The organism is Flagellimonas flava (genome assembly GCF_050617915.1).
Lineage (GTDB): Bacteria > Bacteroidota > Bacteroidia > Flavobacteriales > Flavobacteriaceae > Flagellimonas > Flagellimonas flava_A.
In genome coordinates, this window is sequence record NZ_JBODQE010000006.1 from 61735 (window position 1) to 77029 (window position 15295).

Below are 15295 nucleotides of genomic sequence, written 5' to 3' on the forward strand. Positions count from 1 at the left end.
ATTCCGTATTTTTAAGGGAGTACCTATAAAATATCGCCATGGAAATGCTTCAACAATTGCATCTTGCTGCCCAATACCTAGCCACTTCCGGTATCAGTTTTTTGGAGAAAAAAGCGGATGATAGCCATACCAACCTTGGTTTTTCAATAGACAAAGCGCGCTTGGAAACCTGGCCACTGGATTCAACTGGAACACAATTATTTCTAAATTATAGAGAGTTTGCTTTGGCGTGGTCTTCCGCAGAAGAACTTACCATGGATTTAAGAGGGAAGGGTCATGAGGAAGTTGTAACATGGTTGAAGAAAACGTCAGAACAATTGGGTTTACCGTCATATCACTTTGATTTGCACTATTCACTACCCTATAGTATGGATGACAATTTCAAATTTGAGTTGTCCAATGCAGATCAAGTAGAACATTTAATTCAATCCAGAACCTTGGCACAACAGGCTTTGGCTTCTTTTCTGGAAAAGGAAGAATTGGTTTCGGAAATCCGAATCTGGCCACACCATTTTGATACGGGGGCCTTTACGGCCTTAAATGACGGTTCTGGAAAGTCGATTGGTTTGGGCATGGCCATCCCCGACACTCTTGTTGATGACCTTTACCTGTACATTAGCGGGTATCGTGGCCACGATGCCCTCCGAACCTGGGCCTTCAAATCCTTGACTCGTGGGAAATGGGTAAATGATGCATTCAAGGGTGCAGTATTGCCCGTATCCGGTTTAACCAAGGATATGGCGGTGCAATTTTTCCAAGAGGCCTTGGCGCGTTATAAAAATCTAGAGTAAAATCAAATACTGAAGGGAAATACTTGCAATAAAGCCTTGTTCCACTTCTTCACCACTGGTAATGGCATTGATTTCCCTACCTAATCCCAACGTAAGTCCAATCTCCGAATTCGACTTTTTAAAAGGCAAAAAGTACCCTCCTTCCAACCAAGGCTGTACTACCAGAATATAGGTACTTCCCGAAATGATTCTATCTGCAGGGCCCATATCTGTCCAATCGATATGCATGCTCCAAACATCCAAGTTTAGGCCCGCAATAAACTTTCCGTTACCAGAGGGAAAGTGTTTCCTAAGCCCCACAGTTCCCCCAAAACCATCTCCTTCTTCGGATATGTTGACATCACTGAAATCCTTTCTATCGGTGAAGTTTGCACCTGCCCTAAACAGCAGGGAAGTATTTTCGTTTACCTCGTGTTCAAAATTCAAGGTTGGGATAAAACCGGCCGGATATACTTGAAAAGAAACACCTACTGCTGTCTCCTGTGCATGTGAATACCATATACCTACCACTAGAAACAAACCTAAAAGTGCTCTTTTGTCCATTTAAATCACTCTTAATTGGGCCTCCAGGGCGCCATTGGCCCGCAGCATTTCCCTTCCATCCCTAAAACTCAAATAAGAGTGACCCATTTGGTGGTTCAGAATGCTGATCTTGTTCATATAATTCCAATGCTTGGTAATTTCCCTCCAAGCAAAAAACAGGGAATGTTTTGGGTCATAAATATGCGTGGCTTCTCCCCCTGCCCCGTTAATTTCAATAATGCTGAAATTCTTGCCTTCCGCAAGGTCCTCCAAAGAATGGTAAAGGACATCCAAACGACCATAGTAAAAGCCGTTCATTCTGGAGCATATACCATCAATGGTTTTGGATAGCCCCTCATTCAATTTATGGGTAATATCCACAAATTTGGCTCCGCGGGTATGACTTCCGAAAGGCACCAAGATAAATTCTTCGTCCGGGCCCAACACTTGCTTTAACCCAGCTCCAAACTTTTTCTGCAGTGCTTTTAGCTGCAAATGACTTCTTGGATTTTTCTTGATAAGCTGCTCAATGGAACTTTTGCCATCACCAATCACGGACAAAAACTCTTTGGATACTATTCCAGTGATTTTACCATTTTCATCCCCAGGAATACGGACATAAAAAATACCCACCTCCTTGGTGTGTGGAATAAGTTCTTGCACTAAAAAATTCTCGGGTGTCTTTGCAAAATACCCCTGAAATTCATCCTTGTTGTGAATTTTTTCGACCCCGAAAGCCTTCATTCCAATATCCGGCTTTGCAATAAATGGGAACGAAATACCGCTATCCAGAATGTTCTCCAACATCATTGCTGGATTGGCTTCCTTGGAAACAAACAGGGTTTGAGGGATATGTTCTTGGGGAATCAGCTTGTAAATATCCATTTTGGACTCCATGGCCATACCCCCATTTTTCATAGAGGGATTGGCTGCATTGAAAAAGAAAAAGGAACGGGCTTTCAATGAAAAATAAAGCCATACCGGGAACAGGGGATAATATATGGCCCATAGGGGCCAATATTCCCAGTGTGTTAGTTTATGCCATTTTAATTTCCACGTATCCATTATGTCGTTGCCGGTGTTTTGGGTGAAAATGGGATATGGTATGCTTTATCGTTCAATAAATCAAAATGTGCCATAGACGCTTTGTCTTGATCCAAAACCATTTGGGTTACGCTAAAGGTTTTGAGACCCGTATTTCTGTCGATAATAAAGCCGTTTTCAAAATCCTGATGGTTATTGGAATGAAAATCAACAATTTTAGACTCCGTAATTTCTTTGGTAGTGGCAATGAAATCTTCAAACAAGGATTCGCGCAGAGCAATGGCCTTCTCATCATACAAAGTTACAGAGGACCAGATATGGTCTTTTCCAGCATCCAACTGCTTTAGATGTTTCTTTTCTCCGTCCCATCGAAGTTCCAATAAATCTGCACCGACATACAAAACCAAGGTAAAGGGTTCAACCTGTTTCAACTCCATGGTCTGTAAAGCTACCTGTGGTTCCGGGTTGGCTATTACGTCCAACAAAATCAGGCCCCTACTCCGAGCATAGGGCAATTTGCGTTCATGGTTTTCAAAGGCACCATTCAACAATACGGCTACCGCTCCAAATTCATTGATGGCAAACCAGGTACCGCCTGCTTGTGGATCTTTTGGAAACAACAGTTTAACCGAATTGACAACTTGTTCCTGTGGTTCCAAAGCTATCGGACGGGAGATATGCTCATCCCTATTGGATGTAATAAAGCAACGTCCCTGTCTTGATATATAGCTTACTGTACACATGCTTGTCTGTATTGAAGCGTGGATGGAGCCACTCCAAACGATTCCGGAAGCTCCATTTGGGTGAAATGCTGTATACCTACTTTGATTAAGGCGTGGTGGTGAATGGTATGTTCCAGATTGTACATTACCTCACGAAAGTAATTGGATTCCAGACAAGTTTTCTCCCCACAGAGTTCATAGGTGACCTTAACGGCCTTGTTAGGTTTCTCCAAATGTTCCTGTATCAATTCAAGTTGCTCAATGGCAAATGGGAGTTCCTGTTCTATGCGCTTGTTCCTTTCCCTATTGTCGTAGGACACATCCGCATTCTGATATCCTTTGAGAAGACATAGATACAGCTCAATGATATGTCGGGTATGTTGACCAATACTGCTGTTGGAAAGCACAGCGCAAGAATGTGTATAGCATCCTTCTGGCAATTGCAGCAGAATTTCCTTGAATTGTTCCAATGTGTTAATGGAAGACCTGAACATATGGTTTATTGAATTTTTAGTTTAAGACGTTTTTTAAGCAACAAATACCCGAGATAAATAGCGAAGCCCAAATAGAGCAATCCCATAAATATGTTGGTAATCATGGTATAGTTACCGTAGTTGGCAAAAATGAATTTTCCTGCTGCAATAAAAACTCCAAGACCCAATAAGGATCCAAATCCTATCCCAGCAAGATAAAAATTGTAGTGACCTTTGGTACTTTTAAGCACTCCTTTGTTGGAGAGCACCTTGTTCCATGTCATCCAAAAGGGAACTTGTAAAGGATTGAGGGCGCTTAACAACAATCCTAGCACAAAGGCCGAACTTATCTTGGGCAAAGCCGTGATTTGTTGCTCCATATTTGCTAAACGCATCGAAGCTTGAAAACTGGAAATTGACAGATACAACAACAACGCAATTCCCAATAGTATTAGGTATGATGAAAACTTCTCCCCAAATTGCAAATGTTCATTTCCCAGTAATGTAAGTCTAACCACGGTCAACTCTACAAGCACTACGGCCAGTGCGAACCAAATAGCAGCAGTTAAACCTTGGGAAGCTGCAATATCAAAGGCAGTGAGGTTAAGCGTTCCCAAGGGCAATGCTCCCAAAAAGCTAACCAATACACCATAAAAACCAACCTTTGCGTGCTTATTCATTTGACAACAAGTGTTCGCTAAAACATTGTTTATTATAGTCTCTAAAATAGGGATACCTAACAGCCTAAACCAAATTTGAAGCGAAGAATTGCAAATTTAACCTAAGCTTAAGATTAATCGGCAATGAGATTGCTCCAGTTCTGATCCGCCTTGGTTCTTAATTTTTCCGGGGATTCCTTCAACCAAAGCTCCAAAGTGTTTGTGTTTCCGGAATTATAGAATAAATAGAGTTTATCATCCCGAATTTCATAGGTTTCGGGATTAACGTTGACCCTTTTTCCTGAGACTGCAACGGCATATGCACAATATCCGCCATACTGGGGAACAAATTTATCCGGATTGGCCTTGAACGTATTCAAGTTTTCCTCGGATGAAAACTTATAGTCAATCCCAGCATGGTTTGCCTTATATTTTTTACTTCCTTCCTCTGCCTTGCCATTAAAGTATGCAACTACGTCATACCCATTGGCCGCATACCCTTTTTTGGTGTTTACATGCTTGGATTGCCCATACATTAGGGCTCCCGTAAAGAAAAATGCTAAAATCAGTATTCTTTTCATATTAATAGATTGAAGATTTTTTATCTAGTGTTTGACTGGTGTTGATATCAATACCTATCTGGTACCAGTCCCTCGTTTTTTCCATCCCACTAACCCGTTCAAGGAGTTGGACTACATATGATATTATGTCTTTATGCCAAGGGATTCCTTTCATTCCCACCGACAAATGGGAATGGAAAGATGCCACTTAAATCAGATTCACATCAGTGATCACTTCCAAAACAGCTGGGCCGTTTTCTTCAAAAAGTTCTTCCATTGCAGCCTTCAAATGTTCTTGATTTTCCACACGCTTACCCCAGGCACCGCAGGACTGGGCAAATTCGGCAAAATTAGGATTGGAGAGGGAGGTTTGCCATACATCAAATTCCCCAGCACGTTGTTCTTTGGATATTTTACCCAGTTCATGATTGTTCAACACAATCAATTTTATGGGCATTTTATACTTGACCAAGGTGGTGATTTCAGCCAAGTACTGACAGAGACCGCCATCCCCTGCAACAGCAACAACAGGTCTCTCATCCCCAACAGCCGTCCATGCCCCCATGGCCGCAGGCAAGGCAAAACCAATGGAACCCAAATAGCCTGACATTAGAAAATCCTGCTCCTTGGATTCAAAATAACGTCCAAAAGAATAGGCATTATTCCCCACATCAACACACATTACAGCGTTTTCAGGGGTTAGCTTATTCATAGCATCAAAGACCGCAATGGAACTCACCCCGTTATCTGAAGTTTCCAAAAGGCGCTTGGCCTTCTCCTCTTTCCATATTTTCCAGCGCTCGGCCACTTCCTTGGTTTGATCCAGAGCATTTATGCCTGATTTTAGTTCTTCCCCAAAAATTTCCAAAGTTCTGGAGATTTCACCCCATACGGCCACTTCAACTTTATGGAATTTACTTAGTGCCAAGGGATCAAAGTCCACTTGGATAATCGGTTTTTTAGGGGTAATCCCCGTGTGATTTGAAAAGGAGGCACCAAAGACAATCAACAAATCTGATTCGTTCATAAACCATGATGCAATAGGCGTTCCGCTCCTGCCCAAAACCCCTCCTCCCAAGGGATGATGATCTGAAATAAGGCCCTTCCCTTTAAAGGTGGTCACCACTGGAGCATTCAATTGTTCAGCGAAAGCAGCCAGTTGTTTTTTATGTGCCCTGGCTCCATGACCCAAAATAATCACGGGTCTCTTGGCCTTTTTGATCAAATCCACTGCCTCTTTCACCGCCTCTTTTGGTGGAGCAATTTCCAGAGTGGTCATTCTATTTTCAGGAGTTTTTGCCTTGGCATAAGGCTTGGCTTTTCGTTCCTGAACCTCATCGGGAAAGGTCAAATGGGAAACATCCCGCTTAAGAATGGCGTGTTTGACAGCTAATGACATCAATTCCGCATGTCTACTGTCACTTTGCACTCTATGGTTAAATTCAGCCACACTTCCAAAAGCCTGAACCAGGTCAACTTCTTGAAAATTTCCGGTTCCCACCACTTGGGTAGCCACCTGACCTGACAATGCCAATAAAGGGGCTCTATCCACCTTGGCGTCCCACATTCCAGTAAACATATTGGTAGCACCAGGGCCTGCTATGGAGAAACATGCGGCTGGCTTCCCTGTCAATTTGCCATAAGCTGAAGCCGCGAACGCAGCTGCCCCTTCATGTCTAATTCCATAAAAATTCAATTTGCCCTTTTGCTCCATACGCTTCATGGCGTCTGCAAAACCCAAATTGGAATGGCCCACCATTCCAAAAACCTTGGTCACTCCCCAGTTGACCATGGTCTCTACCATGATGTCCGAAACCGTGGTTTCATGGGGCACTTCCTCCTCCACTCCCACATAAATGGCATTGTTTTCCTCTTTGACTTCAAAGGTTTCAATGCCATCATCATATCCCCCCGGCGGAACCCCGGTTTGTGGATTAAAATCCCACCCATGCCAAGGACAACGCAGCATCCCATTTTCAATGGATCCTTCTCCCAACGGGCCTCCCTGATGGGGACATTTGTTATCCAAGGCTGAAAATTTACCCTTGAAATGGGTAAGACATATTCCCTTGTGCGCAGCAGTAACGGTTTTCACCCGTCCTTCGGGCAACTCATTCTTATTATCCAGTACCTTGTACCATACCTTTTTCTTTGAAGTAGCCATAGATTGATTCGTTTATTTTATTCCTGCATAGTTAATTCCCGTAAGTTCATGCATTTCCTTATTAAAAGTTGACAAATCATCATGGTTGAACTTGGCAATGTCGTCATAACCGCATGAACGCGCCACTACCTTAATCAAATCGTTGGTGGCGGAGAAAAAATTATACAATTGTTTGGCCGATGCATCCACAATCAATCGGCTTCTCAGATGTTCTTTTTGGGTAGCAATTCCCACAGGGCAGTTGTTACTCCCGCAGGCTCGCATTCCCAAGCATCCAACGGCCTGGATAGCGGAATTGGATACCGCAATGGCATCTGCACCCAACATCATCGCCTTTGAAAAATCTTCAGCAATACGAAGTCCTCCCGTAATTACCAAAGAAACATCTGTTGCTCCAACCTTGTCCAGATATTTTCTAGCTCTGGCCAGTGCGGGAATCGTAGGGACATTGATATTATCCCTTAAGATGGTTGGTGCCGAGCCTGTTCCACCTCCCCTTCCATCCAAAATAATATAATCCACTCCCACATCCAGGGCAAACTGGATGTCTTTTTCGATATGGCTGGCCGCAATCTTAAAACCGATGGGAATTCCTCCCGTGCGCTCCCTCACTTTTTGGGCAAAGGCCTTAAAATCTTCCACTCCATGAAAATCAGGAAAAGTGGCTGGGCTAATAGCAGTTTCTCCTTCTTTTAGACCTCGAACCTCAGCTATTTCCTTGCTCACTTTATTTCCGGGCAAATGACCCCCGGTTCCCGTCTTGGCTCCCTGGCCTCCTTTAAAATGAAAGGCTTGGACCTTGTCCAATTTGTCCCAGCTAAAACCAAACTGGGCCGAAGCCAACTCGTAAAAATATCTGGAATTGTTCTTTTGTTCGTCCGGCAGCATGCCCCCTTCCCCAGAGCAAATACCCGTACCGGCCATCTCTGCTCCTTTGGACAGGGCAATTTTTGCTTCCCTGCTCAATGCCCCAAAACTCATGTCACTAACAAAAAGGGGAATGTCCAAAACCAACGGTTTTTTTGCTTTTGGGCCAATGGTCACCTTGGTGGAAACTTCCTCGTGATCCAGCAAAGGTCGTGTGGCCAACTGGGCAGGTAAAAATTGAATATCGCTCCATTTGGGCAGCGTATTCCTATCCACGCCCATAGAGGCGGAAAAACCATGATGTCCTAGATTTTTTAAACCATTTCTGGCCAATTCCTTGATATAACCCGTATAAGGTTCCGTATCTTCCGGGTGGGTGTCCGCATAAGTTCCGAGATAAGCCTCCCTGTCAAAAGGTTGCGGATGCTGCTGTTCAAACTGTGCTACTTCATTTTCGTCAATTTGCAGTGAATCCCCCTCAATGTATTCCTGGAACTTGTGCAGTTGTTCATCGTTATTGTATTCACTAATCCCAGTATCGTATCGGTAGTCCCAACCGTGTACCCCACAAATCAAGTTTTTCCCATCTATATGCCCATCTGCCAACAAGGCCCCTCTGTGGTGACATCTTCCATATAGCACCGATATCCCTGTTTCGTGCTTAACAATGACCAAATCTGTGTTTTTAACGAGGGCATAGGAAGGTTCTTTAGCTTTCAGTTGTGACACCTTGGCTATTTCAATCAATTTCTGAGACATATTTGTTGGGTATTTAGGTTAGATATAAAACTTAGGTCGAGCCCAAATAAAACTCATTACATCAGAGCGTTTTAAGCCGAGCCCAATTCCTACTTAAGATAGCACAAAATGGTCAGATTTCCATTTTAGGGGTATGCCCAAACAAAAACGCCCAAAGATTTCACAATCCCTGGACGTTTGCTAACCAAAAATCTACAACCACACTGGTAATTAAACCCAAGTAGTTCAATACAGAAAAGGTTTAGATGCAAACGTGGTGCTAAACTTGCGCTTGATCATACAAATCCTTTGAAAGACTATTTTTTAATGCTCTCTAGGAGGTGGAGGACCCATATGTCCTTCGGGCGGGCCTTTTCTTCCCGGGCCTCTTCTAAGCGTCTCACTTAATATGCTTTCCAAAACTTTCCGTTGTTCTGGGGTACATAGATCTCCAATACGCTTAAAATGGTTGAACACCTCCAAATCCTTTTGCTGATGGAGCCAACCCATAAGCTCAACAATGGAATCTCTTTTTCTTTCCAAAAAATCCTCATTTTGGGTATTGGAAAAAAGCATATGCCTCATTTCCCGAAGTTGGCCATCCATTGTTTTCATACGTATGCGATGTTCCCCCTCCAACATTCTGAATTCTTGGGTTTGGTCCGCTGTCAAATTCAACTCATTGATGATAAAATCATGCGGCGGTCTTTTCCGAGGTCCAGGTTCTGATAGCACAAGGTAAAGCAATACCCCGTTCATGATCATCAAGAAAAATAGTATGGCTGCAATTAACTTATTTTTCATCGGTGTCTAATTTAGGAAAGAGGTATTATCCGAGCCAGACAAATTATAGGATTCTGCAAAAGTCTGAAGCTCATCCTGTTTATTGGAACTGTTATAAAGGTACAACGCGGCAAAATTTAGCGCAGCAAAAAGTAATAAAACGGCAATTTGATATTTGGGAACAAACCAGGCCAAAACATCCAATTGCGGCTTAACTTCTTCCAAGTCCATCAGTTTTCTGAGCACCTTATCCTTAAAAAATGGCGGGGTATTGACAGCCTCAATGCCATCTGCGGACTCCAGTATTTTATCTATCTCTTGTTGTGTAGTTTTTTTAGCATCCATTGTTTTTATGTTATTTCTTTAGATGTTATTTCTTATTGAAACTTGCGCTTATTTTTCACTTTTATAAAAATGGGCCAATATTTTCTGCAAGTTCTTTTTAGCTCGAAACAAAAGCGATTCAACTGAGGAAACACTTTTGTTGGTAATGGCGGCCACTTCCTTATAACTCAATCCATCAATTTTGTGCAGCGTAAAAACCACACGCTGGGCTTCCGGTAATCTGTTTATGGCCTGAAACAAAGTTTCATTTCGTTCCTTGTTTTCCAGCTGTATCCCAGGATGGTCAAATTCGGTAAAATAGGTGGATTTATCCATGGGAACCATGTTCCCTGTAATGGACTGCATAAAACCAAACCGTTTTTTTGCATTCTTTTTCCGAATGAATTCCAAGCTTTTGTTCACTGAAATCCTATAGATCCATGTAGACAATCTGGCTTCTCCCTTGAATTTGGAAATGGCATGGTACACCTCCACAAATACTTCCTGGGCTATATCTTCCGCATCCTCCCTATTGGGCACAAAGGAAAGACAGGTATTGAAAACCTTTGCCTGATATTCATCCAACAGTCTGCTATAGGCAGATTGTTTTTTGTCCTTCAGATCTTGTAAAAACTGATTGTCTTCCAATGAATTAGCGCTTGTTCCTATCGCAATTTATAAGCTTTTTTGGAACCATCATCCAAAAAAAATCACCTAAGCCCACAAGTTTTTTTACGGGTTCACATCTAAACTAGAAATGTAAAACAATTGAACAATGATTAAAAAGAAGACAACATTTGGAATTCTAGCAGTGACTGCAGCTGCACTTTTTTCCTGTCAGTTAACTGCCCAAGAAGGATCAAATAGAGGAGAAAGAAAAGGACCGCCCTCTTTTGAAATGCTTTTGGAAAAAATGGACGCCAACGAAGATGGAAAGCTTTCTGAGGAAGAAGTAAAGGGACCATTGAAAAAGGACTTTGCCAAAGTGGACCTGAACGAAGATGGTTATATCTCAGAAGAGGAATTCGATAAAGCTCCAAAACCCAAAAGAAGGGAGAAAAACCAATAATAGCATTAAGGTCTAATATTTCAAATCCCAATACAATGAAAAAGAAATCGATTATACAACAATTAATCAGTGGATCTACTTTAATGTCCATGATACTGGCCGGGTTTATTGCATGCAGCTCGGATGCGGAAGATGGCGATGATGGAGAAATTACAACTACTGGAGAATTGCATGCCGCATTTTCAGAGTTTGATGAGGCTAATACGGATATTTATCTTGAGGGTACCAATGTAGTCATAGAGACCAACGGACTTCCAAATCACTCCACCGTATATTGGGGAGTGGGTCAAGATTTATATTTGGACGAACCAGATGTAGAAACCACCCCAAGTATCATCCCGAATTTTAACGGAGAAGCTACCCTAAGGGTTCCCCAAAGTCCGGAACTGGCATCCAGCAGTTCCTCCACCAATATGGGTGCTATAGGAATTGCCATAAGTGGGGCAGCTATATTTAACGATCAGGAAGGAAGTGGTCCGCTTAACGAAGCAGCTGCATCTTTGGACTATACAGGAGGGCACATTGGCCCTGCCGAATACCACTACCATTTGGAACCCACTGCTTGGTCCGAGGACGATGACAACCTTATTGGAATTATGGCAGACGGTTTCTTCATTTATGGTAGAAAATGTAATTCCACCGGAGACTATCCTACCGATTTGGACGCTTCTGGAGGACACACCTCCACCACACAACATACGGATGAGGCCGAATATCACTATCATATTGAGAACGAACTTTACTTGAATGAGTATTATGTCATTTTTCCAGGTGATTATCAAGGTAGTCCCAATGCAATTAACTAAATGTGCCTTTGTTGGACTGTTATCCATTTTATCCATGGATAGCGGTCCATCTTTCCCTTTGGGAAAAAGTATCCTAATGGAAGGGCAAGAAGTTTTTAAGGAAGAACTAGTCCTCAACCCTTTGAAAGGGGTTTGGTATTATGAAGGCCAACCTTTTACGGGATACGCCTTAAACTACCATCCAAATGGCGTATTGGCAGAACAAATTGGGTATTTCCAAGGAAAGAAAGAGGGAATGGCCAGAAAGTGGTTCAGTTCAGGAATGCTTCGCAGCCAAGGGAATTATGTTCGAAATAGGCTTAACGGGGAATATAAGTCCTGGTGGCCAAATGGCATCCTAAGCACCACTTCACAATATAGGATGGGAGTCAAACATGGGGAGCAGTGCAAATGGTATCCCACTGGACAACTTGCTAGGGTCACCCGTTTGAATTTGGGAAAAGAAGAAGGTCTTCAACAGGCTTGGCTTGCGTCCGGGAAGATCTATGCCAACTACGAGGCCAAAAATGGTCGCTTTTTTGGATTGAAACGCTCAAATCTATGCTATGAACTTAAGGATGAAATCGTTCAGAAATAGCCAAATTTTTATCTTGTTATGTTTGATAGCTATGCTAAGTTATCAATGCAAGGAAAACCATCCGACCAAAAAGGAAAGCAGGGTCGCTATGTTGCCCTATTATGATGACCCTTCATTTACCCCTAAATGGGTCAATCCCAAAAGTGATTCCATATACGGCCTGCATAGGATTCCCAATTTCAAATTGATAAATCAATTGGGTGATACGATTACGGAAAAGACTTTTGACAACAAAATCTACGTCACCGACTTTTTCTTTACTTCTTGTCCAGGAATATGCCCCAAGATGACCGAGAACATGAACCTTATCCAACAAGCGTTTAAGGACGACGAGGAGATTCTTTTGTTGTCCCATTCTGTTACTCCCCAGCTTGACTCTGTTCCCATCCTAAGACATTATGCAGAGACCAAAGGCGTTTTGGAAAACAAATGGCATTTGGTCACCGGAGAGCGCAGAGATATCTATAACCTTGGGCGATTCGCCTATTTTGTTGAGGAAGATTTAGGCTTTCAAAAATCCATGGACGAATTTCTCCACACGGAAAACTTTGTTCTCATTGATAAAAAGAGACATATCCGTGGAATCTATAACGGGCTCAACAAAACAGCAATCCATCAGCTTATAGCCGATATCAAGACACTGCAAGAAGAGGAGTAAGCTTACCCTTTAGGATCTTGGCAATTGATAGGTACCGTCTTCCAGCCTCAAAATATTAAGTGGGTTCCCATCTTTTAATTCATCAGGTAGCAGGGAATCCGGGAAACCTTGGTAACAAATAGGTCTTGTAAAGCGTGTTATGGCTTCTGTTCCCACAGAGGTCATCCTAGCATCCGATGTTGCTGGGAAAGGCCCTCCATGAACCATGGAATGGCATACTTCCACTCCCGTAGGAAAAGAATTGATGAGCAATCGACCCACTTTTCTTTCCAACAACTTGAGTAGATCTGCATATTCCTTTAGATCTTCATCGGTACCATGCACGGTTGCTGTGAGATGCCCATTGAGATTCTTGGCAATTTCAAGCATCTCTTCCTTATTTTCGGATTTGACCAAAAGCGTGGAAGGTCCAAAAATCTCCTCTTCCATTTCCTTGTCGGCAATAAAATCCGTTGCAGTAGCAGTAAGTACTTCCGCGGTACCCTGAGCGCCCCCATCCGTTTGGCTCCCTTTTCCAAGTGATGTCACCTCGCTTTTCGATTTTAAGGTCTCCAAACCGGAAACATAGTTTTTTTGAATAGCCTCGGTCAACATGGTAGCCGACTCTGAAGTTGTAATTTGCTTCTCTAATTCTTTTTCAAAATTGGCTGCATCTTCTGATTTGGGTACAATGGTAATTCCAGGATTGGTACAGAATTGTCCCACGCCTAATTGCACCGAGCCAGCAAGACCTGCGGCCAAACTTCCAAAATTCTCTTTCAATGCTCCAGGTAACATAAAAACTGGATTGGAACTTCCCATTTCGGCATATACGGGAATGGGTTCCTCGCGTCTGGCGGCTTCGTCAAAAAGTGCCTTTCCGCCTCTAAAAGATCCTGTAAAACCAATGGCTTTTATCAAAGGATGTCTCACAATGGCCTGACCCACGGCAATGGATGCCCCATGTACCAATGAAAAGACCCCATTGGGCATGTTGCATAGGTGAGCTGCATTGGCAATGGCTTGTCCCACCAATTCCGAAGTTCCAGGATGCGCGGGATGCGCTTTTACGACTACTGGGCAGCCCGCAGCAAGTGCAGAAGCTGTGTCTCCTCCAGCCACGGAAAAAGCCAAGGGAAAATTACTGGCGCCAAAGACCCCTACAGGCCCAAGTGCTATTTGCATTTGACGGGTATCCGGTTTGGGCACCGGGGTTCTATCGGGATTGGCACGATCTATCCTGGCATCAACCCATGAACCTTCGCGCAATAAACTCGCAAACAATCTCAATTGTCCCGTGGTTCTTCCCAATTCGCCCTTTAACCTACCTTCTGGGAGTCCAGTTTCCAACGTACACCTTTCAACAAGGGAGGTCACAATTTTGGCAAGCTCAGAGGCTATGGTCTCCAAAAATTCCGCACGTTCCATTCCAGACTTTTGTCTGTAAACGTCAAAGGCGGATTCAGCCAATTCAACAGCCTTGTCCACTTCGGCTTGGGTAGCTTCGGTAAATGCAACCTCCAATGCATCACCTGTTGCAGGATTATTGGCGTAAAAAGTAGTTGCACCTTCCGCCGATTGATCATTTCCAAGGATATTTTTCCCACTCAAATGCATAATTGTCCAGATTATAATTAGTGGCTAAAGGTAGTAGGATCCAAACAAAGGAAAAAGGAAAATAATGGATGGATTAGGGATGACTTTTTTGCACCGATGAACTTCCATCAAACGGATTGGATATCCTCACAAAGCTCCGCTTTGAAAATAGTTCAAACAAAAAACGCTCAAGCAAGGACCTCCTTTAATTCGGTGAACTTCGATGCGACGGATTGGATATCCTCACAAAGCTCCGCTTTGAAAATAGTTCAAACAAAAAAACGCTCAAGCAAGCTTGGCGTTTTTTCTAATCGAACTATTTATTCGTGACCCAGGGAGGATTCGAACCCCCAACCCTCAGAGCCGAAATCTGATATTCTATCCAGTTGAACTACTGGGCCAATTAAATTTGTTATCAATATGTCATTCCTGCGAAGGCAGGAATCCAGCACTTAGCTACTCAATTTTGCCTTAACAATACTTGAAATGGTCTTTCCGTCTGCCTGACCAGCCAATTCCTTGGAAACCATTCCCATCACCTTTCCCATATCTTTCATCCCTTCTGCACCTACTGCATCAATGGTCTGAACAACCACCTTTTCAATTTCCTCTTCAGTCAATTGTTCTGGCAAAAACTTTTCAATAACTGCAACCTGGGCAAGCTCAGGAGCAGCTAAATCATCTCTTCCCTGCTCGGTAAAGATGGTAGCACTGTCCTTGCGTTGTTTTACCAACTTCTGTACCAATTTAATCTCATCTTCCTCAGAAAGTTCTCCTCCCGCACCTTTATCTGTTTTAGCCAACAAAATGGCAGATTTTATAGCACGTAATGACTCAAGGGCAACAGCATCTTTTGCCTTCATTGCCGCTTTCATTTCCGTCATAACTTTTTCCTGCAAACCCATTTGAAATTATTTTGGGCTGCGAAGATAAAAAAATAAACCCGAAAGTCTCTTAACCATC

18 protein-coding genes and 1 tRNA gene are annotated in these 15295 nt (G+C 43.0%); 5 read left to right on the plus strand and 14 right to left on the minus strand.

The window, feature by feature from the left end; all coding sequences use genetic code 11:
* Positions 1 to 38: 38 nt before the first annotated feature.
* Complete coding sequence (locus ACRHOZ_RS15520; RefSeq protein ID WP_431127292.1) at positions 39 to 791, plus strand: hypothetical protein; 753 nt, start codon at positions 39 to 41, stop codon at positions 789 to 791.
* Here ACRHOZ_RS15520 and ACRHOZ_RS15525 read toward each other — a convergent pair.
* From ACRHOZ_RS15525 to ACRHOZ_RS15575, 11 genes are all read right to left on the minus strand, one after another.
* Positions 783 to 1334: a hypothetical protein gene (locus tag ACRHOZ_RS15525; protein ID WP_431127295.1), complete on the minus strand. Its 552-nt coding sequence runs from the start codon at positions 1332 to 1334 to the stop codon at positions 783 to 785. The two genes, ACRHOZ_RS15520 and ACRHOZ_RS15525, sit on opposite strands and share 9 nt — an antisense overlap.
* A complete protein-coding gene (locus ACRHOZ_RS15530) occupies positions 1335 to 2378 on the minus strand; it encodes a D-alanine--D-alanine ligase (protein WP_431127298.1) in 1044 nt (347 codons plus the stop codon). It lies immediately after the preceding gene.
* A complete protein-coding gene (locus ACRHOZ_RS15535) occupies positions 2378 to 3100 on the minus strand; it encodes an NRDE family protein (RefSeq protein WP_431127301.1) in 723 nt (240 codons plus the stop codon). The genes ACRHOZ_RS15530 and ACRHOZ_RS15535 overlap by 1 nt, the downstream gene beginning before the upstream one ends.
* Positions 3088 to 3573, minus strand: a complete 486-nt coding sequence (locus ACRHOZ_RS15540) for a DinB family protein (RefSeq protein ID WP_431127304.1) — start codon at positions 3571 to 3573, stop codon at positions 3088 to 3090. Before ACRHOZ_RS15540 ends, ACRHOZ_RS15535 begins: the two co-directional genes overlap by 13 nt.
* Positions 3574 to 3578: 5 nt before the next feature.
* A complete protein-coding gene (locus tag ACRHOZ_RS15545; RefSeq protein ID WP_431127306.1) occupies positions 3579 to 4232 on the minus strand; it encodes a LysE family transporter in 654 nt (217 codons plus the stop codon).
* 113 nt (positions 4233 to 4345) lie between these two features.
* Positions 4346 to 4792 (minus strand): YHS domain-containing (seleno)protein, encoded by a 447-nt coding sequence (locus tag ACRHOZ_RS15550; protein ID WP_431127309.1) that lies wholly within the window; start codon positions 4790 to 4792, stop codon positions 4346 to 4348.
* A 187-nt stretch (positions 4793 to 4979) separates the two neighbouring features.
* Entirely contained in the window at positions 4980 to 6935 is a 1956-nt protein-coding gene (locus ACRHOZ_RS15555; protein ID WP_431127312.1) for a thiamine pyrophosphate-dependent enzyme, read from the minus strand.
* 12 nt (positions 6936 to 6947) lie between these two features.
* The gene (locus ACRHOZ_RS15560; RefSeq protein ID WP_431127315.1) at positions 6948 to 8561 is read right to left on the minus strand and encodes a glutamate synthase-related protein; all 1614 of its coding nucleotides are present in this window, start codon (positions 8559 to 8561) and stop codon (positions 6948 to 6950) included.
* A gap of 303 nt (positions 8562 to 8864) precedes the next feature.
* A complete protein-coding gene (locus ACRHOZ_RS15565; RefSeq protein WP_431127318.1) occupies positions 8865 to 9344 on the minus strand; it encodes a Spy/CpxP family protein refolding chaperone in 480 nt (159 codons plus the stop codon).
* A gap of 6 nt (positions 9345 to 9350) precedes the next feature.
* Positions 9351 to 9668 carry a hypothetical protein gene (locus ACRHOZ_RS15570; protein WP_431127320.1) on the minus strand — a complete coding sequence of 106 codons (318 nt, stop codon included), beginning with the start codon at positions 9666 to 9668 and terminating at the stop codon, positions 9351 to 9353.
* 48 nt (positions 9669 to 9716) lie between these two features.
* A complete protein-coding gene (locus ACRHOZ_RS15575; protein ID WP_431127323.1) occupies positions 9717 to 10295 on the minus strand; it encodes an RNA polymerase sigma factor in 579 nt (192 codons plus the stop codon).
* A 127-nt stretch (positions 10296 to 10422) separates the two neighbouring features.
* Between ACRHOZ_RS15575 and ACRHOZ_RS15580 the strand changes: the two genes are divergently transcribed.
* Genes ACRHOZ_RS15580 through ACRHOZ_RS15595 form a run of 4 tightly spaced genes read left to right on the plus strand, consistent with a single transcriptional unit; the run spans position 10423 to position 12757 of the window.
* Entirely contained in the window at positions 10423 to 10716 is a 294-nt protein-coding gene (locus ACRHOZ_RS15580) for an EF-hand domain-containing protein (RefSeq protein ID WP_431127326.1), read from the plus strand.
* Between the two features lie 35 nt (positions 10717 to 10751).
* Positions 10752 to 11522, plus strand: a complete 771-nt coding sequence (locus ACRHOZ_RS15585; protein ID WP_431127329.1) for a YHYH protein — start codon at positions 10752 to 10754, stop codon at positions 11520 to 11522.
* On the plus strand, positions 11509 to 12099 hold the full coding sequence (locus ACRHOZ_RS15590; RefSeq protein ID WP_431127331.1) for a toxin-antitoxin system YwqK family antitoxin: 591 nt from the start codon (positions 11509 to 11511) through the stop codon (positions 12097 to 12099). The genes ACRHOZ_RS15585 and ACRHOZ_RS15590 overlap by 14 nt, the downstream gene beginning before the upstream one ends.
* 31 nt (positions 12100 to 12130) lie before the next feature.
* Complete coding sequence (locus ACRHOZ_RS15595; protein WP_431127334.1) at positions 12131 to 12757, plus strand: SCO family protein; 627 nt, start codon at positions 12131 to 12133, stop codon at positions 12755 to 12757.
* Positions 12758 to 12766: 9 nt separating this feature from the next.
* Here ACRHOZ_RS15595 and ACRHOZ_RS15600 read toward each other — a convergent pair whose 3' ends face one another.
* The 3 genes from ACRHOZ_RS15600 to ACRHOZ_RS15610 form a co-directional block, all read right to left on the minus strand.
* Positions 12767 to 14353: an aldehyde dehydrogenase (NADP(+)) gene (locus ACRHOZ_RS15600; protein ID WP_431127337.1), complete on the minus strand. Its 1587-nt coding sequence runs from the start codon at positions 14351 to 14353 to the stop codon at positions 12767 to 12769.
* 306 nt (positions 14354 to 14659) lie between these two features.
* Positions 14660 to 14733 (minus strand) — tRNA-Arg (locus ACRHOZ_RS15605).
* 51 nt (positions 14734 to 14784) lie between these two features.
* Positions 14785 to 15237, minus strand: a complete 453-nt coding sequence (locus tag ACRHOZ_RS15610) for a GatB/YqeY domain-containing protein (RefSeq protein ID WP_420398830.1) — start codon at positions 15235 to 15237, stop codon at positions 14785 to 14787.
* Positions 15238 to 15295: the final 58 nt, after the last annotated feature.